General features: G+C 36.2%; 18 protein-coding genes and 1 pseudogene. 17 read left to right on the top strand and 2 right to left on the bottom strand.

Annotated elements, in window-relative coordinates; translation table 11 throughout:
• The first annotated feature begins 67 nt into the window (after positions 1 to 67).
• The 4 genes from ABXT44_RS02595 to ABXT44_RS02610 are packed head-to-tail and all read left to right on the top strand — an operon-like array spanning position 68 to position 5,576.
• Complete coding sequence (locus tag ABXT44_RS02595) at positions 68 to 2,146, top strand: sensor histidine kinase (protein ID WP_416687915.1); 2,079 nt, start codon at positions 68 to 70, stop codon at positions 2,144 to 2,146.
• Complete coding sequence (locus tag ABXT44_RS02600) at positions 2,143 to 2,718, top strand: response regulator (protein WP_416687917.1); 576 nt, start codon at positions 2,143 to 2,145, stop codon at positions 2,716 to 2,718. The genes ABXT44_RS02595 and ABXT44_RS02600 overlap by 4 nt, the downstream gene beginning before the upstream one ends.
• On the top strand, positions 2,715 to 4,085 hold the full coding sequence (trkA, locus tag ABXT44_RS02605) for a Trk system potassium transporter TrkA (protein ID WP_416687919.1): 1,371 nt from the start codon (positions 2,715 to 2,717) through the stop codon (positions 4,083 to 4,085). Before ABXT44_RS02600 ends, trkA begins: the two co-directional genes overlap by 4 nt.
• Before the next feature lie 39 nt (positions 4,086 to 4,124).
• Positions 4,125 to 5,576 (top strand): TrkH family potassium uptake protein, encoded by a 1,452-nt coding sequence (locus ABXT44_RS02610; protein ID WP_416687921.1) that lies wholly within the window; start codon positions 4,125 to 4,127, stop codon positions 5,574 to 5,576.
• Between the two features lie 47 nt (positions 5,577 to 5,623).
• Here the strand turns inward: ABXT44_RS02610 and ABXT44_RS02615 are convergent.
• Positions 5,624 to 7,638: pseudogene (locus ABXT44_RS02615) on the bottom strand (sodium-translocating pyrophosphatase).
• Between the two features lie 154 nt (positions 7,639 to 7,792).
• Between ABXT44_RS02615 and ABXT44_RS02620 the strand changes: the two are divergent.
• A complete protein-coding gene (locus tag ABXT44_RS02620) occupies positions 7,793 to 8,665 on the top strand; it encodes a DMT family transporter (RefSeq protein ID WP_416687923.1) in 873 nt (290 codons plus the stop codon).
• A 50-nt stretch (positions 8,666 to 8,715) separates the two neighbouring features.
• On the opposite strand, the gene ABXT44_RS02625 is transcribed toward ABXT44_RS02620, so the two are convergent.
• Complete coding sequence (locus ABXT44_RS02625) at positions 8,716 to 9,180, bottom strand: Lrp/AsnC family transcriptional regulator (RefSeq protein ID WP_271556742.1); 465 nt, start codon at positions 9,178 to 9,180, stop codon at positions 8,716 to 8,718.
• Between the two features lie 136 nt (positions 9,181 to 9,316).
• On the opposite strand from ABXT44_RS02625, the gene ehuB reads away from it, so the two are divergent.
• The 12 genes from ehuB (at position 9,317) to ABXT44_RS02685 (ending at position 22,926) form a co-directional block, all read left to right on the top strand.
• Positions 9,317 to 10,159, top strand: a complete 843-nt coding sequence (gene ehuB, locus ABXT44_RS02630; protein ID WP_271541642.1) for an ectoine/hydroxyectoine ABC transporter substrate-binding protein EhuB — start codon at positions 9,317 to 9,319, stop codon at positions 10,157 to 10,159.
• Between the two features lie 121 nt (positions 10,160 to 10,280).
• Positions 10,281 to 10,949 carry an ectoine/hydroxyectoine ABC transporter permease subunit EhuC gene (ehuC, locus tag ABXT44_RS02635; RefSeq protein ID WP_416687925.1) on the top strand — a complete coding sequence of 223 codons (669 nt, stop codon included), beginning with the start codon at positions 10,281 to 10,283 and terminating at the stop codon, positions 10,947 to 10,949.
• Positions 10,950 to 10,951: 2 nt separating this feature from the next.
• On the top strand, positions 10,952 to 11,617 hold the full coding sequence (ehuD, locus tag ABXT44_RS02640) for an ectoine/hydroxyectoine ABC transporter permease subunit EhuD (RefSeq protein ID WP_271541644.1): 666 nt from the start codon (positions 10,952 to 10,954) through the stop codon (positions 11,615 to 11,617).
• Entirely contained in the window at positions 11,614 to 13,896 is a 2,283-nt protein-coding gene (locus ABXT44_RS02645) for a molybdopterin-dependent oxidoreductase (protein ID WP_416687927.1), read from the top strand. The genes ehuD and ABXT44_RS02645 overlap by 4 nt, the downstream gene beginning before the upstream one ends.
• A gap of 46 nt (positions 13,897 to 13,942) precedes the next feature.
• A complete protein-coding gene (gene ehuA, locus ABXT44_RS02650; protein ID WP_271537677.1) occupies positions 13,943 to 14,719 on the top strand; it encodes an ectoine/hydroxyectoine ABC transporter ATP-binding protein EhuA in 777 nt (258 codons plus the stop codon).
• 29 nt (positions 14,720 to 14,748) lie between these two features.
• Positions 14,749 to 15,957: a diaminopropionate ammonia-lyase gene (locus ABXT44_RS02655; protein WP_416687928.1), complete on the top strand. Its 1,209-nt coding sequence runs from the start codon at positions 14,749 to 14,751 to the stop codon at positions 15,955 to 15,957.
• 19 nt (positions 15,958 to 15,976) lie between these two features.
• Positions 15,977 to 17,143: a M24 family metallopeptidase gene (locus tag ABXT44_RS02660; protein ID WP_416687930.1), complete on the top strand. Its 1,167-nt coding sequence runs from the start codon at positions 15,977 to 15,979 to the stop codon at positions 17,141 to 17,143.
• Between the two features lie 83 nt (positions 17,144 to 17,226).
• A complete protein-coding gene (locus ABXT44_RS02665; RefSeq protein ID WP_416687932.1) occupies positions 17,227 to 17,877 on the top strand; it encodes an ABC transporter ATP-binding protein in 651 nt (216 codons plus the stop codon).
• Positions 17,878 to 17,960: 83 nt separating this feature from the next.
• Positions 17,961 to 19,358, top strand: coding sequence for a DUF4856 domain-containing protein (locus ABXT44_RS02670; RefSeq protein ID WP_416687934.1), 1,398 nt, complete (start codon positions 17,961 to 17,963; stop codon positions 19,356 to 19,358).
• Complete coding sequence (locus ABXT44_RS02675) at positions 19,351 to 20,232, top strand: sterol desaturase family protein (RefSeq protein ID WP_416687936.1); 882 nt, start codon at positions 19,351 to 19,353, stop codon at positions 20,230 to 20,232. Before ABXT44_RS02670 ends, ABXT44_RS02675 begins: the two co-directional genes overlap by 8 nt.
• A 45-nt stretch (positions 20,233 to 20,277) precedes the next feature.
• Positions 20,278 to 21,297 (top strand): extracellular solute-binding protein, encoded by a 1,020-nt coding sequence (locus ABXT44_RS02680; RefSeq protein WP_416687937.1) that lies wholly within the window; start codon positions 20,278 to 20,280, stop codon positions 21,295 to 21,297.
• A 30-nt stretch (positions 21,298 to 21,327) separates the two neighbouring features.
• Positions 21,328 to 22,926, top strand: coding sequence for an ABC transporter permease (locus tag ABXT44_RS02685; RefSeq protein ID WP_416687938.1), 1,599 nt, complete (start codon positions 21,328 to 21,330; stop codon positions 22,924 to 22,926).
• Position 22,927 lies beyond the last annotated feature (1 nt).

Below are 22,927 nucleotides of genomic sequence, written 5' to 3' on the forward strand. Positions count from 1 at the left end.
AACTCATGCTAGTAATAATTCATTTATGAGATAATCAAAACACTTTAATATTTTATCAACAAAATTTATGTTGCTAAATCAAGCTTTTTCTATAAAAGAAGCTCCTCGTGCCTTGTTTTGGGTTGGTGTCTTTGTAATTTCATTTTCTGGAATGTTTTATCTTGGTTTAAATCCTGAGTTAATTGAAAAGTGGTACCTAGTTTTGGTTGGATTTAATATTCTAATGAGCTTGATTGCAATATATTATATTGTGCTTTCTATGAGAAAGTTAAAGCTAAATACCGAGCAAGGAGTAATCGGATCAAAATTTACGTGGTCTTTTATAAAAATTGTTCCAGTTTTGGTTTTACTTCCAGTTTTATCATTTTATTTGTTTTCTTTTGGATCAATCAGAGATAACCTTCAAATTGCTGAAATTCAATTTGATGAATTTAACTTAAAGGTGGGTGGTGAGGTTGATGAACTCTACAGGAATACTAATAATGTTGCTAGTAAGTATTATGAAGATAAAACTCGCAATATAGGAAAGCTTGTCAATTATTTTGATGCACCTAGAAAGCCTGCTGAGGAAATGCAATCCGTGCTGAATCTTCTAGTTAGTGATTTTTGGGCTTGTGAGCTTAAGCTATATGACTCTCAAATGAATCTTGCTGCAACAAGTAAAAGAGATGATTCTTTTTGTTTACTGGATGGCTATACGGCGTCAACTGATGAGTTCACTTTAATCGCTCATTATTCTTCAGATATTAATATTGAAAGTCTCGTTACTCGGATGACTCGTTTTCGTGCTGCTGCAAAAGATGCTGAGTTGACACTTAACTCTTCTATTATTAAAACTCGTTTTTTGATCGACTTTACCTCAACAATTTTATTATCAGTCTTAAGCGCTTTGCTTATTGTTTTTCGTATGATTGACCAATTGATGAGGCCAATGCAAAACTTGTCAGTTGCTACAAGAGAAATTTCTTCTGGAAACTATGACGTAGAAATTAAGCTAGATTCAAAAAATAAGGATATGCAAGATTTAATAGGACATTTTAATGAAATGAGCAGTAGAATAAAGCAATCTAGAGAGGGTCTTGATACACATAATCTTTATTTAGAAACAATTCTAAAGTACTCTTTTGGTGTTATTGCTCTTAACCAAGATAAGAAGATACAAATTATTAATCCAGTTATTGGCAAAATACTTCAAATTGCAGATGAGGTCAAATTTATTGGGCAGTCATATGATGATGTTGTTAAAAATTATGAGAATCTAAGCCCACTTTTTTCATTTATTCAAGGGGAGATTGAGAACGAGTCGTTAGAGTGGAGTAAAGAAATTGAATTAACACTTGATGACAGGAGTCGGCTTATTTATTGTCAAGGCGCAGTCTTGGAGGTGGAAGGCAAAACACTTGGTTACGTAATTATAATCAATGATATCTCCAAGCTAAATAGAGCACAAAAGAAGGCAGCATGGGGAGAGGTTGCTGTTCGTATGGCGCATGAAATTAAGAATCCACTTACCCCTATATTACTTTCTGCACAAAGGCTTAGGAATTTATTTTTAGAAAAGCTAGATAAGAAGGACTCTGCAATTATAAATAAAACAACTCAAACTATCATGGATCAGGTTGCATCTATGGATTCTATGGTTAGTGCTTTTGCGAATTATGCAAATACTCCTGAAATTCAAAAGACTCTTTCTTCACTAAATTCTCTAATAAATAAGTCAGCCGCACTATATGATAACCTCAGTGGCATAAGGGTTGACTTAGATTTGAGTGGAGATTTACCTAAACTTCAGCTTGATAAAGATGCTATTTCTAGAGTATTAATTAACTTAATTAAAAATGCAACCGAAGCGAGGAAAGAAAAAAATAAGCTGAACATTAAAATTAAGTCAAGAGTTTTGAAAAAAGATGGAATCGTCCGATTAACAATTATTGACGATGGCAATGGGTTTCCTGAAGATATTATTGATAAAGTATTTGAGCCTTATATTACAACAAAAGAAAAAAGTGGAGGGCTTGGTCTTGCCATAGTTCAAAATATTATAGAGCAGCATGATGGTCAAATATTTGCAAGCAATGTAAAACCCCATGGGGCTAGAATAACAATTGAATTCAGTATAATTAATGCCCTAAGGGAGATAAAATGACACAAGATTCTACATTTGGCAAAATATTGATTATCGATGATGAGAAACATAATACTGAAATTATTAAAGATATTCTTGAAGATGTAAGTTATACGACCATGCTAGCTAGAAGTGCTAATGAGGCAAAAGCAATAGTAGCTGCTAACACTTTTGATTTAATACTAATGGACGTTTGGATGCCTGGTCAAGATGGTATTTCACTTTTATCAGAATGGTATTCTGAGGGCTTATCAACTCCTGTTGTAATGATGTCAGGGCATGCTGAGCCAAGTGATATTGTTAAAGCGATGAAGCTTGGTGCTGTAGATTTTTTAAAAAAACCCCTTCATGATTTTTTACCAATATTGCGAAATATTATGACACGTAAAGAGCCAGAAAAATCAAATCAGCAAGTTAGTGGTATTGACTATTCTCTTAAGCTTAAAGAAGCTAGAAATATTTTTGAAAGTCAATATTTACTACATCATCTTTCAGATAATGATAATAATATTGCAGTTGTTGCAGAGATTGCGGGCCTAGAAAGAACAACGCTATATAGAAAACTTAAAGATTTAGGGATTGACAAGAAATGAAAATATTAATTCTAGGCGCTGGTCAAGTTGGGTCAACTCTTGCAAAGTACCTTTGTTCAGATGACGATAACGATATTACAATTGTTGATCAAAAAGAAGAAATGTTGACCCCATTGCAGAGGCATTTAGATATAAAAACTGTTATTGGCTATGGTGCATATCCAAGTGTGTTAGAAAAAGCTGGCATTAAATCTATGGACGTAGTTATTGCTGTAATGCGCTCTGATGAGCGAAATATGGTTGCTTGCAGGATGGCGCATACCTTATATAACGTAAAGAAAAAGATTGCTCGAATAAGGACTACTGAATATTTACTCAGACCGGAAATATTCTCTAATGATGCGTTACCAATAGACTTTTTAATTACCCCTGAGAATTTAATTACCGAATATATCCAGGGTATTGTTGAGCAGCCTGGGGCCTCTCAAGTATTTGATTTTGAAAATGGGCTGGTGCAACTTGTTGAAACGCGTGCTTTCATTGGAACGCCAATTGTCAATAGGCCTATTAAAGAGCTTCATGAGCATATGCCTGATGTCAAAATACGCATAGTAAGCCTTTATCGAAATGAAAAAGCTATCCCTGCCAAAAGTGATACTATTATAAGAGAGGGAGACCAAGTCTACTTCCTAGCTAAAAAAGATCATATTTCTAGAGCTTTAAAAGAGTTTAGGCGTGCTGAAAATACTTATCAAAAAATCTTCATTGCTGGAGGAGGAAGTATTGGTATTAATGTTGCTAGACTTCTTGAAGATACTCACAATATAAGGATTATTGAGCTAAGTGAAGATAGAGCTAAGTATTTAAGTGAGAAGCTTAATAATACCTTAGTACTGCAAGGTAACGCTTCTGATGAAGACCTGCTAAAGGAAGAAGGCATTGAAAATACAGATCTATTTTTAGCTTTAACGGACTCAGATGAAGTAAATGTTATTGTATCAATTTTAGCTAAGCGTCTGGGTGCTCATAAAACTATTGCACTAGTCAAGCGTGATGTTTATGCTGCTCTCGCTGAGCAAAGTGGAGATGTAGATATTATTGTTTCTCCTGACCAAATTACAGTAAGTGGAATCTTATCTCATCTTAGGAAAGGTGACTGTATGAAGGTTCATTCCTTGCAGCATGGAAAAGCTGAAGCGATAGAGATAGTGGTTCATGGCAATGAAAAAACATCTGAGGTAGTTGGAGTTCAAATTAAAGATTTACCTTTACCTGAAGATGTGGTTGTTGGAGCTATTGTAAGAAATGATGAATTATTAATGGGCTCAAAAAAACTAGTTATAGAAGAGGGAGACCACGTTTTAATGGTATTAATGGATGTTGGTAAAATTCATGAAGTTGAGACTTTATTCCTTGAGAATGATTAGTTATTGCTTTCAATCAAATACTAAAAAGGTATGGACTAAATGCAGTTAAGTATTGTTGCAAAAACTTTAGGCCTTCTTTTAATGGTTTTCAGTTTTGCCCAGGTACCTCCAATATTAGTAGACTTGATATACTCTGAAGGTGAGTATCTAACTTTTGTATTTTCATTTATCCTTACTGTATTTGGAGGTCTTGTATTATGGTGGCCATTTAGAGCAATAAAGAAAAGCTTTCGACTTAGAGAAGGCGTTTTAATAGTCGTTAGTTTTTGGATTGTTTTGTCTCTTTTTGGAACGCTTCCTTTTCTAATTAGTGAATCGATTAGTAATCTTTCATTTTCAAATGCATTTTTTGAGTCAATGTCTGGCTTAACAACAACGGGCGCTACTGTTTTAAGCCAACTTGATGAATTGCCAAAAAGTATTCTTTTTTATAGGCAGCAACTTCAGTGGCTTGGAGGCATGGGAATTATTGTTCTTGCTGTTGCAGTCCTGCCTCTGTTAGGTGTTGGAGGAATGGAGCTTTATCATGCAGAGTCTAGTGGTATTGCGAAAGATAGGCTCACGCCAAAGTTGCGAAATACTGCGATAGCTCTTTGGAAAATTTACCTTTCGTTGACTGTTTTATGCGCACTTGCTTATTTCTTTTCAGGAATGTCTATTTTTGATGCGATTAGTCACAGTTTTTCTACGGTTGCAATTGGAGGTTTTTCAACCCATGACAGCTCTATTGGTTATTTCAACTCGATACCAATAGAAATGATTGCTATGTTTTTTATGTTTTTAGCAGGTATTAATTTTTCATTACACTTTGTAGCGTGGAATAACCGCTCACTTATTGACTATATTAAAGATTCTGAATTTAAAACTTACGCAATGGTTTTATTTTCTGCATCCACTATTGTAATAATTGCACTTTCTCTAAATAGTGAATATGGCTCAACTTCAGAAACAATAAGGCATAGCTTATTTCAAACTATTTCAATAGCTACCACAACTGGCTTTACTTCACAAAATTATAGCAACTGGCCAGCAGCAATACCCGTTTTCCTAATAATGGTTAGTTTTATTGGCGCGTGTGTTGGATCTACTGGAGGCGGAATTAAAGTGGTTCGGGTGCTTGTCATGTTTAGATTAGGAATGAAAGAAATACATAAGTTTATCCGCCCTAATGCTCAGGTTAGTATTAAGTTAAATAAGGCAAGTATCAATGAAAAAGCCCTAGTTTCAGTACTTGGCTTCTTTTCACTCTACGCTATTTCTTTTATTTTTATTATGATGTTGTTAATGTTTGCGGGTTTAGATCAGGTAACTGCCTATTCTGCAACAGCAGCAACGATGAATAATCTTGGACCAGGCCTTGGAGAAGTGGCACAAAACTATGGATCTGTGGGCGAAACAGCTAAGTGGATTTTGAGTTTTTCAATGCTGATTGGCCGGCTTGAGGTTTTGACCATTATTGCCATTTTCCATAGAGCTTTTTGGAGGCATTAGCAAGTTTATCAGCCCCACCAGGATGGCAGGGCCGATAGAGTATCTTTCTACAATAACGGCGCAATAACTAAACTTACAATCGCCATTACATTGATAAGAATGTTCATCGCTGGACCAGAGGTATCCTTAAACGGGTCGCCAACAGTATCACCTACAACAGTAGCTGCGTGAGTGTCAGTGCCTTTGCCGCCTAAGTTTCCTTTTTCAACATACTTCTTAGCGTTATCCCAAGCGCCGCCCGCATTAGCCATCATTAGAGCCATTAAAACACAACCAAGAAGTGCGCCACCAAGCATTCCGCCAAGTGCCTCAGGACCAATAAGGAATCCCACTATAACTGGGGCTGCTACTGCAATGACTCCTGGAAGAATCATTTTCTTAAGTGCTGCGGTTGTAGCAATATCAACGCATTTAGCAGTATCTGGCTCAGCCTTACCTTCTAGAAGTCCTTTTATCTCTTTAAACTGCCTTCTTACTTCTTCAATCATTTCAAAAGCAGCATCACCAACAGCAGTCATCGTAAGAGAGGCAATTAAGAATGGAATCGTACCACCAATAAATAAGCCAATTAAAACGTCTGCACTGTTTAACTCGAGTATGAAGTTCATTCCCATTGCTGCGTAATTAGCACTAACGGTCTCAGTATAGGCAGTAATAATCGCAAGAGCAGCAAGAGCAGCAGCGCCGATTGCAAATCCCTTACCAATAGCTGCAGTTGTATTGCCAAGCTCATCAAGAGAGTCTGTAATCTTACGAGTATCCTCTCCGAGTCCAGCCATTTCTGCAATGCCTCCTGCATTATCTGCAATTGGTCCATAAGCATCAATTGCCATAGTCATACCGACCGTTGCAAGCATTCCTATTGCAGCAATACCAACACCATACAAGCCAACAAAAAGATTAGAGACATAAATAATTAAGCAAATCATCAATACTGGAATTACAACAGATTGCATTCCAATTGCTAAGCCTTTAATCATTACTGTTGCAGCGCCTGTTTTTCCAGATTCCGCAATATCTCTAATCGGCTTTCCAGCAGTATAGTATTCAGTAACAAGACCAATAATGATTCCACCAAAGCTTCCCATCAGGACAGCTACCCAAATAGAATTTGAGACATCTAAAAAATCGATTAGAAAATAAGATGTAATAATAAATAATAAAGCAGAGCCAATTGTTCCCATTCTCAAAGCAGATTCAGGTGATTTATTTGAAGATAATTTAACAAATAAAATTCCAAGAATTGAGCAAATTAAGCCAAGTGATGCAAGTGCTAAGGGAAGAGACATTAACTCAGCTCGGTTTCCACCAAGTGAAGTAAGACCATCAATAGCAAGAGTAGAGGCAATTGCTATTGTTGCAATCATTGAGCCACAATATGACTCAAAGATATCTGAGCCCATACCAGCTATATCACCTACATTATCACCAACATTATCCGCAATAACTGCAGGGTTGCGAGGATCGTCTTCTGGGATCCTGCTTCTAATTTACCAACTAAGTCAGCTCCAACATCAGCACTCTTGGTAAAGATACCGCCGCCAACTCGAGAGAATAGTGCAACAACTGACGCGCCCATTGCAAAACCATGGAGAGCTTCTGAATGCTCTGCACCAAAGAAGTAGTAAAGTCCGCCTAATCCTAATAAACCAAGAGCTGCAACCGATAAACCCATTACTGAGCCACCAAAGAATGCAACAGTTAGGGCAGCAGAGCTTCCACTATCATGAGCCGCTTGAGCTGTTCTTACATTAGCAATAGTTGCTGTGTTCATACCTATATAACCAGCTGTGGCAGAAGTAACAGCTCCGACAAAGAAACATAAGGCACTTAAAGGGCCAAGGAATATATAAAGTAATACTAATAGGGCTAAAGCAAACATACTTAGCATTTGATATTCACGCTTCATGAAAACAATCGCGCCAATATGAATTTGTTCACCAATTTTTTTAACGTCACCACTTCCGCCATCTTGTTTACTTATCCATTGATATATAAATACAACAATAAGTAAACCCAGAACACCAAGTGCAGGCGCTATTAAATTTTGATCAAAATCCATTTCCTCTCCTTAAAATAAAATGAAGCGGCAATGATATCCTAAAGTGTTTAAAAATTGGAAAAAAAATACCAGTTTTGAATTGAAATGAACTAAATTAGCTATAAATTTATCTTATAAAATTAAATTTATAAATTTCTGTTGTTTTGGATTCAAAATGTTTGTAATTCGATTTGCACTTCTATCCTCTTTTTTTTATGCACTTAATGTAAGTATGGTGCCGTTAATTTATACTTTTGAGATTAGCGCTTTTTTATTTTTATTTGTTCGCTTTGGCACAACTTTTTTTACTTCACTGCTTGTTACCAAAAGTCTTTTCTCTTTTAACGAAATTAAACATCAAAAACTGGGTATTTGGATTCTTATTCTTTCTGTTTTATTCGGAGTGCAGTCCTGGCTTTATGTTGAAGCAGTAAAATATATGTCGGTAGGGCTTGCTAGTGTTGTGCTTTTTACTTATCCCTTAATTACTTATTTAATAGTTTCACTGAGAAAGCGAAGATCTCTCGATTTAATAACAATACTTATGTTTATACTTGCAACTCTAGGAATTGCTGCGCTCTCTCAGAGCTCAGAAGGCTTTTACACAATGGTAATTGGGATAGTTTTAGCCTTACTTTCAGCAATGACCTATTCTTTAATTTTAATTACAACGCCAAAAGTGAGTGGCTTAAAAAACTGGGAAATTGTTAAATACACTACTCTTATTCCAGCGCTTACCTTCTTATACTTATTTATAAATGAAACTGGTTTTTATTGGCCGCAAAATGAAGGAATAATTCTGTCTCTCATTTCGGGAACTTTTTTTGCTACAGGAATGATGTTTTATCACATGTCTGTTCGTAAATATGGCCCTATAAGAACCGCTAATATTGGCTATACAGAACCTCTATTGGTGTTAGTTTTTGGTTTTATGGCATATTCAGATGCAATAACTACTACTCAGGGAATAGGGGTAATCATGGTAGCAATTGCTTCAATTACAATTGAGAGGAGGCAATTGAAGCAAGATAAAAGACTTAAGATGTAAACTATCCTTTAGAGACCAATAGCTCATTTATCTTTAACTGAGAAACAAAGCTAGTCAATTGGAATAGATAAATTTTCTTTAACTTTATTCATAACCACCATTGAACTAAAGCGTTTGATATTTGGATTTTCTAAAAAATATTTTTTTGTAAAATCTTCATAATCCCCCATTTCTTTAAAGGTGGCCATTAAAACATAATCATAATCACCAGTAACGTAGTAACACTGCATAACTTCTGGGGCATCAAACATTGTTTTTTTAAATTGAATATCAGGCGCTGTGCCCTCTATATCACTCAGTATCTGAACTATAATGGTAATTTTTCTATCCAGTTGATTACGATCTAAAACTGATATATCTCTTTCTATAATGCCAGTTTTACGCATTGAATTTAATCTTCTTTGACAGGCCGAGGATGATAATCCCACTTCTTTCGCTAACTGCTGAGAAGTAATCTTATTATTTTCTTGGACAATTTTTAGAATTTTGTAATCAAAACTATCTAATTTATTCATAATGCGATGTTATCACATAATTTATTTAAAAAAATCAAAATAATGCGTAAGTTATGCAAATTTTAGCAAATCTAAATCTTTCTAATCTTAATGATAGTGTTAAACTCTCCCTTCATAAATAAAAAAGGAGAACTTTATGAAAAAAATCATTTCGATTTTTACATGTTTTTTTCTTGTTTTGGGTTTAGCACAAACATCTTCTGCTGAATCTGATACATTAAAAAGACTTAAGAAACAAGGATATGCAACAGTTGCTGTTGCAAATGAACCACCTTACAGTGATATTAAATCTGATGGCTATGTTACTGGTGCTGCACCAGATGTTGCGCGTGCTGTTCTTGCCGTTCTAGGTGTTCCAGAGTTAAAAGCTGAGGTTATTATGTATGGCGCTATGATTCCTGCTCTACAAGCAAGAAGAGTAGATATGGCAACTTCTGGTCTTTACATTAAGCCTGGCAGATGTGAGTCTATCATTTATTCTGAGCCTGATTTATGTGGTGCTGAAGCTTTTGCTGTTCCAGCTGGAAACCCAAACAACCTATTAACTTATGAAGACATTGCTGCTAACCCAGCTTTAAAAATGACTACATGTGCTGGTTGTGCTGAAGAAAAATATGCTTTAGAGCGCGGTGTAAGTGCTGATCAGATTGTTTATTTTGATGCGCCTCCAAGTGGTATTAAGATGCTACAACAAGGTAGAGTTGACGTTTTTGCTCTATCAGGTTTAGGTACAGCAGATCTACTTAATAAAACTAATGATCCAAACCTTGAGTTAATAATGCCTGTTACAGGTGTTCCAATGGGTTGTGCTGGTGCAGCATTTAACAAGGATGATTTAGAGTTCAGGTCTGAATACAATATGGCTTTAGCTATGTTAAAGGCTACTGGAGAGTTTGAGGCAATTATTGCGCCTTATGGTTTCTCTGCAGCTGCAACTGCTTCGAAGTCTTATTTGACTCAATGTCCTGATGGAATGTAAATTTATTCTTTAACCTTATTCTGCCCTGTAAATATTAGCGGCAGTGTTTGTTTTTAGAGTTTATTTAGTAACCTAATCTGCCCTGTCGTTTTTTACAGGGCAGTTTTTTTTAGAGTTTTTTATGAATGAAGTTTTAGAGTTTTACCCACTACTTATTAAAGGAACTATCACAACGATACAGTTGACTGTAATGGGCGCAATCTTAGCACTCATTGTTTCGTTTATTGTTGGAATTGCACGAATATCTTCATTTGCCTCAGTAAGAGTAATAGCAATTGTTTATTTAGAATTTTTTCGTGGCAGTTCAGCTCTTGTTCAAATGTTTTTTATTTATTTTGTTTTACCAATGTGGGGCATTTATTTTGATGCCATAACTGCCGGTGTCATTGCTTGTGGCCTGAATGTTGGCGCCTATGGATCAGAAGCTGTAAGAGGAGCTATACTTGCTGTTAGCAAGGAGCAACATGAGGCATCAAAAGCTTTAAACTACTCAAGTTACGAGAAATATAGATACGTTATTATTCCTCAAGCAATTCCAATTATGATTCCTACATTTGGGAATCTACTTATTGAGCTGATGAAATTAACAGCAGTATGCTCTCTTATTACTATTTCAGATCTTACTTTCATGGCCCAAATAATTAGGGTTCAGACTGCTTTAACATTAGAGCCATTCCTATTAATTCTCATTATTTATTTTATTATTGCTACAGTCTTAGTTCAGATAGTAGACATGATTGCTAAGAAGTTTTCTAAAGGTAGAAATATTATGACTGCAGGAGATAAGTAGTCATGGAATGGAATTGGGATCATGCATATGCTGTCTTACCTCAGCTTCTTAAAGGCTTAGTCATTACAATTGAAGCTACGATTGTTGCATCCTTAATTGCTTATATTTTAGGATTAGCGATAGCTATTTTCAAGATGTCTAAAAGCAAGTTTGTGCGTGTTTCCTTATATTGGATGACGGAGTTTGTTAGAAGAACACCAATCCTAGTGCAGTTATATGTTGTATTTTATGTCCTTCCTGATTTTGGAATTTTCCTAGAAGCCTTTACATGCGGGGTAATTGTATTAGGTATTCACTTTAGTACATATACGTCTGAAGTTTTTAGGGCCGGCATTGATAATGTTTCTAAAGGGCAGTGGGAAGCTGCAAAGTCTCTAAACTATAATCCATATCAAGCTTGGAAGCATGTTATTTTGCCTCAAGCTATCCCCCCTATGATTCCGCCACTTGCAAACTATTTGATCACAATGTTTAAGGAGACGCCATTGTTGGCATTTATTACAGTAGTTGAATTATTTAGAGCAGCGGATCAATATAGTAATAGTTATTACACTTATCTTGAACCTATGACCCTTGTTGGGGTGTTCTTTTTAATCGTATCTATTCCCTCAGCAATGCTAGCAATGAAATTAGAAAAGAAATTTAAGCCAATAAAGGTGACTCGATGAATTTCGTAAGTTCGCACTGGGGAACTTATAATTTTTCAGTAGATAAGAATAAAAAAATACAATTAGATAATTGGGGGTTAGATTCTTCTCCAACAGAATTTGGTTTAGGTCTGGCTGATGCTGCTATCGATAATCTAAGAATCACTCAGCCTCATGTAAGAAAAGGATGGCTTGATAATATAGGTAAAAGTGATGGCAAAAGAGGTCAAGATGAGTTTATACCTGTTAGTTGGGATGAGGCATTTGAGCTTGCATCTAAAGAGCTATTAAAAACTAAAAATGTCTATGGTAATTCAGCTATTTATGCTGGGTCGTATGGATGGGCAAGTGCTGGAAGATTTCACCATGCTAAAAGCCAAGTTAATCGTTTCTTTAATTTATTTGGAGGTTTTAGCTCATCATTTCAAAGTTACTCATACGCTGCAGCGCAGACCCTCCTTCCTCATATAATTGGTTTAGACTTATATACAACACTTGAGGAGCATACGACCTGGAATGCTTTATCTGAGGAGTGTGAGTTAATATTAATGTTTGGCGGAATGCCATTAAAAAACTCTAAAGTTTCAGCTGGAGGCGTAGGAAAGCACGTTACCAAGTTAGGCATAAAAAAGTGTTTTGATAAAGGGGTTGAATTTATTAATATTAGCCCTCTTATAGATGACGCACCTAAATTTTTAAAAGCACAGCAAGTTCCTATTCGGCCAAATACTGATACCGCTTTAATGTTGGCACTAGCACATATTTTGATTAAAAATCAATCTTATGATAAGGATTTCATAGATAAATATACTGTGGGATTCGATAGTTTTTCTGACTACGTACTAGGCAAAAAAAATAATCAAGAATGCAGCCCTGAATGGGCATCAAAAATTACAAATATTCCTGTCAAAACAATCTACGAGCTAGCAAATAAAATAATAACAAAAAAAACCATGATTTCTTTATCTTGGAGCCTACAAAGAGCATCGAGAGGGGAGCAGCCTTTGTGGATGGGAATTACTCTTGCGGCAATGCTAGGCCAAATTGGAACTGCTAGTGGTGGCTTTGGATTTGGATACTCTAGTGTAAATAGTACAGGTGATTCATTTGATAAAATTCCTTGGCAAAGTCTACCTCAAGGTAAAAATAAGATTAAAGATTTTATTCCAGTTGCAAGAGTAACCGATATGCTGGAAAACCCAGGAGGGGAGTTTGATTATGATGGAAAGAAATTAACATACCCAGATATAAAATTAATTTATTGGGCGGGAGGAAATCCCTTTCATCATCATCAAGACTTAAATCGACTGACTAAAGCTTGGCAAAAACCCAATACAATTATTGTTAATGAAATTTGGTGGAATTCTCAGGCTCGTCATGCTGATATTATTTTCCCAGCTAACACCGCTTTAGAGAGAAATGATTTAATGTTGAATCCAAGAGACCCAACAGTTGTAGCGAATAAAAAAGCCATGAAAAGCTATAAAAATTCAAAAACTGATTTTGAAATATTTTCAGGGTTATCAAAAAAACTGGGCTTTCTAGAATCATTTACTGAAGATAGGAGTGAATTGGATTGGATAAAATTTATATGGAATAACAGCTCAAAAACGAATCAAAAAAATATAAGTTTTCCAAGTTTTGAAGAATTCTGGGAAAAAGGGTATTTTGAACTTCCAGCCCCAAAGATTGAAAAAATTATGTTTAATGATTTTAGAAAAGATCCAATTAATTTTCCTCTAAAGACCCCTTCAGGAAAAATAGAAATATCTTCTGAAACTATATCTAACTTTCAATTAAGTGATTGCTTCTCTCACCCTTACTGGTTTGAGCCATATGAGTGGTTAGGAAACATAGATGAATATCCATTACATTTAATTTCAAATCAGCCAACGCATAGACTCCACAGTCAGCTTGATAATGCTGCTAATAGTCAAAATAGTAAAATAAAAGGCAAGGAGCCAGTGATGATTAATCCATCAGACGCTCTAGAAAGAGATATTCAGGATGGTGATATTGTGATGTTATTTAATAAAAGAGGAAGGGTATTGGCTGGCGCAAATATTTCTGATAGTGTTATGCCTGGAGTTGTTGTACTGTCAACTGGCGCCTGGTTTGATCCAGACTATGCTTTAAATTTAGAGAGACATGGCAACCCTAATGTTCTCACAAAAGATGTTGGAACTTCGTCTTTAAGTCAAGGACCAACTTGCCATACAACATTAGTACAAGTGAAAAAAGCAAAGAGAGAGGAAATTGTGGATGTGAATATTTTTAAAACTCCAGAAACCCTTAATTGATAAAAATACTTAAACAAAATTAATAACTAACTAAAAATTTAATACTATGAATAATATTATACAGTTTGAAAATGTTTCAAAATCTTTTGGAGATTTAAAGGTTTTAGATAAGTTAAATTTGGAAGTGAAAGATGGTGAAAAATTAGCTTTGATAGGGCCAAGTGGTTCTGGAAAGACAACAATCTTACGAATTTTGATGACACTAGAAACTATTGATGATGGTTTTGTTTCAGTTAATGGTGAATATTTATGGCATGAAAAAAATAATGGAAAAATTATCCCGGCCTCTGAAAATCATCTTCACAAAATGCGTGATCATATTGGGATGGTCTTTCAGCAATTCAATTTATTTCCTCATCTAACTGCTATTGAAAATGTTGAACAGCCCCAGATCTTAATAAAGAAAAGATCAAAGCCTGAGGCGAAAGATAAGGCTGAAGAATTATTTAATTTAATTGGGCTAAACGATAAAAAAGATCATTATCCTCATGAATTATCAGGTGGCCAGCAGCAACGCGTAGCAATAGCTAGAGCTTTAGCTATGGAGCCAAAAATTATGTTGTTCGATGAAGTTACCTCAGCTCTAGATCCAGAGCTTGTTGATGAGGTATTAACTGTTCTTCGTAAGTTAGCATCTGATACGGATACTACGATGTTAACGGTTACTCATGAAATGAACTTTGCAAGAGAATTTGCAGATAGAGTTTTATTTTTTGATGCAGGTCAAATAGTGGAGTCTGGAAAGCCTGAGAATATTTTTGCAAATCCAGAAAAGAGACGAACTAAAGAATTTCTTAAAAAATTTATTAACAACGTCAATTAATACTAAACCTACCAAATATTTTTACGATTATGATTAAACAATACAAACACTTAGTTCATTCAACAAAACATTTTGAGAATTTAAACATTCAAGCTGACTTTGAATACAAGCATCAGCATATATTGAGTTTAGAGGCATTTGAACGAGCAAATAAAGAAATCACTACGTGGGATAATTATAAGCCAACACCACTCCATTTTTTCTCTGATATGGCCAAAGATGCCGGCGTTTCATCAATTGCATACAAAGATGAAAACTTTCGTTTCTCTCTCAAAAGCTTTAAAGCCCTTGGAGGTGCGTATGCAGTAGCCAATCTTTTAATTAAGAAACTAAAGGATATTGGAATTACAGCTAGCTCAAAGGATCTTATTGCTGGTACATATAAACATGAAACTTCAAAAATTACTGTCTGCTGCGCAACTGATGGAAATCACGGCAGGTCAGTTGCTTGGGGATCTCTTCATTTTGGGTGTAACTGTGAAATTTATATTCATCGAAATGTCAGTGCTGGGCGAGAAGAGGCAATTGCTAAATATGGAGCACAAGTTAATAGAATTAAAGGGAACTACGATGATTCAGTTCGTTTAGCTGCTGAAGTAGCGGATAAAAATGATTATACGGTTGTGTCTGACACCTCCTATGAAGGTTATACGGATATTCCAAAAGATGTAATGCAGGGATACACTGTAATGGTGGACGAGTCTCTCAAGCAGTTGGATGAAATGCCAACACATGTTTTTTTACAAGGAGGCGTTGGAGGTTTCCCAGCAGCTGTTGTTTCCTTCATAGTTGAGAGCCTCGAGTTTCCTCCTATTTTCGTGATGGTAGAGCCGACAAATGCTGATTGCTTATTTCAGAGTGCGGTTAATGAAAAGCCAACTGTTATCCACGGTGATCTAGATACCATAATGGCCGGTCTTGCTTGCGGAGAAGTATCTTTATTAGCATGGTCTATACTTGAGAGTTATGTGCCCCACTTTATGTCAATAACGGATGAATCAATCCCTAAAGTGATGCAACTTCTTGCCAATCGAGACAAACCTATTGTTGCTGGAGAGTCTGCTGTTACTGGACTGGCAGGATTCCTCATAGCATGCAATGATAGTGACCTTAAAGAAAAACTGTCAATTAATGAGAGTTCAAAGATTTTATTTTTTGGGACAGAGGGCGACACCGACGAAACGATGTACGAAGAATTAGTGGGCAGGTCTTCATCCGAAGTTTTAAGCGGCCTTTAATTTGACAGGAGATAAAGAAATGATTATTCCAACTAGAGGCTTTGAAGTTTCTGAATATGAAAATAGGCTCAATAAAATTCAAAAACTTATGTTTGAGTCTAAGATGGATGTTATCTTATTGACTACTCAGGTTGATATTGAGTATTACACAGGCTTTAAAACTCAATTCTTTCAAAGCCCAACAAGGCCTTGGTATGTTCTGATTCCAGCCAGTGGCAAACCTCAAGCAATTATTCCTACGATCGGTGAGTCTGGAATGAGAGAAACATGGGTTGATGATATAAAGACGTGGACTTCTCCCAACCCAAAAGACGATGGAATTAGTATTCTCTTGTCTTCAATAAACTCCTTAACGAAGACTCATAAATGTCTTGGTGTTCCTAAAACCCTCGAAAGCACTCTAAGGATGCCACTGGGTGATTACGAATATTTAATAAACGCTTTAAATGGTATTGAGATTAAAGATGCAAACAAAATTCTCAGAAAAGTAAGGTTTGTAAAATCAGTAGCAGAAATTGCAAAGATTAAACATATCTGTCAGTTAACTTCACAAGGCTTTATAGATTTAGAAGGGTTTCTTAAGGCTGGTGAAAGCGAGCGTGAAAATTGCAAGAGATTCAAGCAGCACCTTCTATCTTTGGGGGCAGATGACACTCCTTATATTGTTTCAGGTTCTGGACAAGAAGGATATGGCTCAATTATTATGGGGCCAACAGAAAAAATCATTGAAGAGGGCGATCTTTTTATAATAGATACTGGCTCAGTTTTTGACAGCTATTTCTGTGACTTTGATAGAAATTATGCATTTGGACACATAGGAGATGAAGCTAAAAAAGCTTATAGAGTTGCCTATGATGCTACTGAGGCAGGATTTAATGCTGCTCAAGTCGGAAACACAACCTCAGATATTTTTAATGCAATGAATGATATCCTCCAAAAAGGTGGAGCTTTAGGCAACACAGTTGGCAGGCTTGGGCATGGGCTTGGAATGCAGTTAACTGAGTGGCCATCAAATACTTCAACGGACAATACTGTTCTTGAGCCGGGTGTTGTTTTGACTTTAGAGCCAGGAATGGCGTTTCTTCCAGGTAAAGAAATGGTTCACGAAGAAAATATTGTCATTACTGAAAACGGACCTGAGTGGCTCAGTATAAGAGCTGCGGATGAATTACCAATCATTCAGTAGATTTAAATTTTTGCTTCATAAGCTTACATAAAGAGAATTACTCTTATATAATAATGAGAATCATTATTATTTGTATTTAAACAATGCTCAGTGTAAGTAATTTATCAGTCTCATTTGATGACAATCATGTTCTAGATGGCTTTAATTTAGATCTCCAAAGTGGCGATATATTTGCACTTCTAGGCGATAGTGGAAGCGGAAAAAGTTCTGCCCTTAGGTTCATAGCTGGACTTGAAAGCGCTAGTAACGGACGAGTCGCTTTAGATGGTAATAACTTAAGTTTAGATGGAAATCATTCTGTCAAACCAGAACTAAGAGAAATCGGAATGGTTTTTCAGGATTATGCTCTATTTCCTCATATGACAGTCTTTCAAAATATTAGTTTTGGAATTGACTATCTTTCTAAAAAGGAAAAAATCGAAAGAGTTCAAACCCTTTTAGAGTTAATTAGCCTTCAAGGAATCGAAAAAAAATACCCTCACCAACTCTCAGGTGGAGAACAACAACGTGTTTCTCTTGCAAGATCACTTGCAACCTCTCCAAAACTATTACTACTTGATGAGCCTTTCTCTAGTTTAGATAAATCTCATCGTGATCAATTAGTCCAAGAAGTTAGGGTTATTTTAAAAAATGCTGGGGTCACATCTATCCTTGTGACACATGATGAAAACGAAGCAGAAGCCTTTGCAGATAGGGTTGGAGTTATTCATAAAAAGAAGTTGCTTATTAAATGAAAATAGGTATCATATGCAAATGATATTGATTATCATTTGCAATAAGAAATACTTTAACTTTAACTTTTTTTAAGGAATAAGCAATGTTTATAAAGCGATTTACCGCCAAAGCGGTTCCACTAACTGTCGTTCTTACGTCGGCAATTTTGATTTCATCAGCATCATTTGCTAGATCAACTGTCTATGCTGATTTTCCAATTACACTTAAAGACTACTCGGGAAGTGCAACAACCTCTACATCATATAAAGGGCAAATGGCGAGACATGCTCTTGAAAGCTCTCTTAAGAAATTAATTTCTAAGGGAGATATGTCTGCAATGCAAAGTTATTATTCTGGTGGAAGCGCAGATCGAGTGATTATTGCTCCAGCAACAAAAGGTGATTTTGTTATTATGCAGTCTACCATTGGTGAACTCTCTAGTAAAAATCTTAGTGGAAAAACATATAAAGGTTTGATTCCAGGCTGGCCTGGTAATATGACTGGCCCTGAAGTAGTTGCTTTTATGTTTGAGAAAGCTGCTGATGCTGAGGGTGGTTATGACGCTGCACATGCCTATGACTATACTCAATTAGTATCTAAATTTTTAATGGGTGCTGTTATGTATAACCAAGCAGTTGATAACTATCTTGATGAAAAGCTTGAGGCAGATACTAAGCCTAATAATAAGCCATACAAAGATGGTGCTGCCTATACGGGTAAAGAGCATGTTTGGGATGAGGCATTTGGTTATTTTGGCGCTCCATCGCACACACTAACTCTTTCAGCTCAAGATGTTTACAATATTGCTAAACAAAAAGATGTATCTGCTGCTGACTATAACTATGACGGTAAAGTAGACTTGTATAAAGAAATGGCTTTTGGTCATGCCTATTATGCATCTTCATTTGATAAGGGTGGAAAAACAACTTACCTTCATGACATTGTCGGCGCATACATGGATGGAAGAGACATGCTAGTGGCAGCAGATGCTAATGCTCTTAGTGATTCTCAACGTGATCAACTTAAAGCTTACGCTAAAATAATTAAGACTAACTGGGAAAAAGTAATAGCTGAGGCAGTATTCAAGTACGCAGGTGAGACTTATGAGGACATGATTAAAATTGAGGCAATCCTTGAATCTAATGGAGATGTTGCTAAAGCATGGCGTAACTATGCGAAGCATTGGGGCGAGCTAAAAGGTTTTGCGTTAGCACTTCAAGTTGGCGGAAAAGACATGGGCGCAGTATCTGTTAGGCTAAACCGTTTAATTGGCCACAGCCCACTACTTTTAGGTAACACCCAAGTTACTGGAGTTGATTCAAATGGAGAATATATCCAGAGTAATTCTGAGTCATGGGGTGGCTATATGGCGCACATGTTGAAAGTTCAAAACCTAATGGTTGATGAGTTTGCAGTTGTTGCAAAATCTCACGATCAGACTGCAGGTTTAGCTGAATTGGTGAAAACTCTTGGTGGAAAATCTAGCGCGGAGAATGACTGACTTTTTCGCAAATTTTCTTAATCCTGAAAAGCGCTTATTTGTTGGATACCTAATAAGCGCTGCCTTTATAGCAGTAATTTGGCTTAGGGCAGTTCAAAAAAAACCACTGACAACTATTGTCAGTGGTTTTTTCAATTCTAAAATTTGGTTTTCTAAATCAGCAATTGGCGACTATAAATTAATGGTTCTCAATCAATTTTTCATAAAGCTTTTAGCGCCTATCTTACTAGGTCAGCTTGCTCTAACCTTATTTATCTTTGAAAATATGCACCTGCTATTTTCGAGACCTTCAGAATCAATTCCTGTTTGGATGGTGATGATAATTTTTACTACCACTCTTTTTGTTGTAGATGATTTTTCAAGATATTTAGTCCATAGACTGATGCATCGTGTTCCTATATTATGGCGATTTCATAAAGCCCATCACTCGGCAACTAATTTAACCCCATTAACAGTTCTTAGAACTCACCCTATTGAGGCAGTTCTTTTTAGCTTTCGAGCTTTAGTGGTTCACTCGTTATGTCTAGGAGTTTGTTTTTTCTTTTTCTCTGGAAGCGTTTCTCTGATCGAAATTTTTGGAGCAAGCTTATTTGTTGTAGTATTTCATGCCCTAGGTTCTAATCTTAGGCATTCTCATGTGAGTATTAGTTACTGGAATTGGCTAGAAAAAATTCTAGTCTCTCCCGCTCAGCATCAACTGCACCACTCAATTAACTCAAAGCATTTTGATTGTAATTTTGGTGCAATTCTTTCAATATGGGATACTATTGGAGGAAGTTGTTTAACGTCCAATAAAGATCAGCAAATTGAATTTGGACTTAAGGGGCAATCTGAAGCAGCCCATAACCTTAAGAATCTAATTGTTGGATCATAAATTTACCTTTTAAAGTTATTTAACTTAACCTTTTTGGAGTGCAAAGTGACAAAATTAAAACTAATTCTTTCTGTACTGGTTTTTGCAATTTTTTCTACCTCTTTTTCAACTGCTGTTTTAGCAGCGACTAGCGATAGTATTACCGTTTATAGCACTAGGAAAGAGCACTTAATTAAACCACTATTTGATGCTTTTACTAGTAACACTGGAATTGAAGTTAAATATCTAACAGGCAATGGTGGAGCTTTGATTGAACGTATTAAACTAGAAGGCAAAAGAACCAAGGCAGATATGTTTATTACTGTTGATGCGGGTAATCTTTGGTATGCAGCTTCACAAAATTTATTTCAGCAAGTAAAAAGTGAAATTATTAATAATAATATTCCAGATCATCTTAGGGATCCTGAGGGATTTTGGACAGGCTTATCGGTTAGAGCAAGAACAATTATTTATAGTACTGAAAGAGTAGACCCTACAGAATTATCTACATATCAAGACTTAGCGGATAAAAAATGGAAAGGTAGGCTTTGTTTACGAACAAGTAAAAAAGTTTATACCAAATCTCTCGTAGCATCTTTAATTTATCATGACGGACAAAAAACTACTACAGACGTTGTAAAGGGCTGGGTTGATAATTTGGCCGCAACTCCAAACGCAGAGGATAATCATGTTATGAGTGCTATCCTTGCAGGTCAGTGTGATGTTGGTATTGTGAATACCTATTACTTTGGACGCCTCCAAGCTGAAAAGCCAAATGTTGCGCTTAAACTATTTTGGGCGAACCAAGGCTCTACAGGAACTCATGTAAACATTTCAGGAGCTGGAGTTACAAAACACTCTAGTAACAAAGAAAACTCCATTAAGTTGTTAGAATTTTTATCTTCAATCGAAGCCCAAAAGATTTATGTAGACTTAAATAAAGAGTACCCAGCAAGTCAAAAATTAAAAGCCGATAATTTAATTGCACAGTGGGGTGATTTTAATCAGGATAAAATGAATTTGTCTGTTGCTGGAAAAAATCAAGCAGATGCGGTTGCCTTAATGCAGAGAGAAGGCTATAGATAATTAGGTAGGTATTACAATTTAAATAGCCCAATGAGTATTAAACAGAATAATTCAAATATCTTAATGGGCTTCCTAGCATTTTCGGTTGCTTTCCCAATAATAGTTGTATGTTCTGCCTGGTTATTACCTGGGACAGAGCTTTGGGGGCATTTTTCAGAAAATCTTCTTCCTGAACTAATTAGCTCTACTTTAATATTGCTTCTAGGCGTTGGCATTGGAGTTAGTGTCCTTGGGACAGTTCTTGCATACTTAGTCGTCATGGTTGAGTTTCCAGGAAGAAAGTGGCTTGAGTGGGCTCTTTTTCTTCCTTTTGCTATACCCGCTTATGTCTTAGCTTTTGTATATCTTGGAGTTTTTGACTATTCAGGGTATGCACAGGTATGGTTACGAGAGCTTACTGGAGTTTCAGGATTTGATATTCGTTCTGGTCATTGGGCGATTATCTTAACATTCGTATTGGTTTTCTATCCGTATGTTTATATGATGGCCAGGGCTTCATTTAAGCGACAAAAGATACAGATGATTGAGGCTGGTAAGATGTTAGGCGCATCTCCTATCAGTGTTTTTTGGAAGATTTCTGTCCCTTTGGCAAGGCCTGCAATAGCTGCTGGATTGCTTGTTACGTTAATGGAGACTTTGGCGGATTTTGGGGTTGTTTCATTATTTAATTACCCAACTTTCACAACAGCAATTTATTCTGCCTGGGGTGACTTTAGATCAATTGAAGTAGCTGCTCAGCTGGCATCCTTATTAGTATTGGTTGCATTCCTTCTTATTTACTTTGAAAAAAAAGCGCGTGGTAAGGCCAAGTATTACTCATCAGATGTTTCTAATATAAAGCCATATCATGCAAATGGCCTAATTGGATGGTCGCTTTTTGTATTTGTATTTGGCGTATTTATGCTTTCATTTGCACTGCCAATGCTTCAGATCATAATTTGGAGTTTTGAAAAATTCACCCAAGAGTGGAACCCAAGGTATCTTGATTATTTATCTTCTACAGGTATATTGACAATTAGCGCAACAGTTTTGACAGTTTTTGTTGCAACACTTCTGGCTCTCCCTAGCAGAAGAAAGTCTAATAGCAAAGTCCTCCAGATATTAATTAGATTCTCAACACTTGGTTACGCTTTACCAGGTTCAGTAATGGCAGTAGGTCTTCTTTATGGAGTCCAAAATATTTCATTAATTAGTATTTATTTTGGTGGCTCATCAATCAATCACATACTTTTTGGCTCTGTTGCGTTGTTGCTCTTTGCGTATGTATCTAGATTTATGGCGATTGCTTTTAACTCAACTATCGCTTCTAGTGAGCAAATCAAGCCTATTTTTGAGCAAAGTGCAAGATTACTGGGCGCTAGTCGCTTCCGTTTAGTTAAGGAGGTGTATTTGCCGATGATGACTCCTGGAATATTAGCAGGAGCTTTATTAGTTTCAGTAGACGTCATGAAAGAGCTGCCCGCAACTTATTTATTAAGACCATTCGGGTGGGATACACTAGCGATTCGGGTTTACGAGTTAAGCGCTGAAGGTTTATATGAAAGGGCGGCGATTCCAGCTCTGATTATGGTATTTCTAGGGGCAGTCATTATGCTTCTATTTAATAAACTTGATAGAGATAATAAATAAA

It is taken from the genome of Candidatus Pseudothioglobus sp. Uisw_041 (assembly GCF_048087625.1).
Lineage (GTDB): Bacteria > Pseudomonadota > Gammaproteobacteria > PS1 > Pseudothioglobaceae > Pseudothioglobus.

Excerpts from the sequence above, each read along its gene's own strand:
- ABXT44_RS02610 (WP_416687921.1), top strand. The coding sequence starts at position 4,125 with ATGCAGTTAAGTATTGTTGCAAAAACTTTAGGCCTTCTTTTAATGGTT.
- ABXT44_RS02595 (WP_416687915.1), top strand. The coding sequence starts at position 68 with ATGTTGCTAAATCAAGCTTTTTCTATAAAAGAAGCTCCTCGTGCCTTG.
- ehuD (WP_271541644.1), top strand. The coding sequence starts at position 10,952 with ATGGAATGGAATTGGGATCATGCATATGCTGTCTTACCTCAGCTTCTT.
- ehuC (WP_416687925.1), top strand. The coding sequence starts at position 10,281 with ATGAATGAAGTTTTAGAGTTTTACCCACTACTTATTAAAGGAACTATC.
- trkA (WP_416687919.1), top strand. The coding sequence starts at position 2,715 with ATGAAAATATTAATTCTAGGCGCTGGTCAAGTTGGGTCAACTCTTGCA.
- ehuA (WP_271537677.1), top strand. The coding sequence starts at position 13,943 with ATGAATAATATTATACAGTTTGAAAATGTTTCAAAATCTTTTGGAGAT.
- ehuB (WP_271541642.1), top strand. The coding sequence starts at position 9,317 with ATGAAAAAAATCATTTCGATTTTTACATGTTTTTTTCTTGTTTTGGGT.
- ABXT44_RS02670 (WP_416687934.1), top strand. The coding sequence starts at position 17,961 with ATGTTTATAAAGCGATTTACCGCCAAAGCGGTTCCACTAACTGTCGTT.
- ABXT44_RS02600 (WP_416687917.1), top strand. The coding sequence starts at position 2,143 with ATGACACAAGATTCTACATTTGGCAAAATATTGATTATCGATGATGAG.
- ABXT44_RS02675 (WP_416687936.1), top strand. The coding sequence starts at position 19,351 with ATGACTGACTTTTTCGCAAATTTTCTTAATCCTGAAAAGCGCTTATTT.
- ABXT44_RS02625 (WP_271556742.1), bottom strand. The coding sequence starts at position 9,180 with ATGAATAAATTAGATAGTTTTGATTACAAAATTCTAAAAATTGTCCAA.
- ABXT44_RS02685 (WP_416687938.1), top strand. The coding sequence starts at position 21,328 with ATGAGTATTAAACAGAATAATTCAAATATCTTAATGGGCTTCCTAGCA.
- ABXT44_RS02665 (WP_416687932.1), top strand. The coding sequence starts at position 17,227 with ATGCTCAGTGTAAGTAATTTATCAGTCTCATTTGATGACAATCATGTT.
- ABXT44_RS02620 (WP_416687923.1), top strand. The coding sequence starts at position 7,793 with ATGTTTGTAATTCGATTTGCACTTCTATCCTCTTTTTTTTATGCACTT.
- ABXT44_RS02655 (WP_416687928.1), top strand. The coding sequence starts at position 14,749 with ATGATTAAACAATACAAACACTTAGTTCATTCAACAAAACATTTTGAG.
- ABXT44_RS02645 (WP_416687927.1), top strand. The coding sequence starts at position 11,614 with ATGAATTTCGTAAGTTCGCACTGGGGAACTTATAATTTTTCAGTAGAT.
- ABXT44_RS02660 (WP_416687930.1), top strand. The coding sequence starts at position 15,977 with ATGATTATTCCAACTAGAGGCTTTGAAGTTTCTGAATATGAAAATAGG.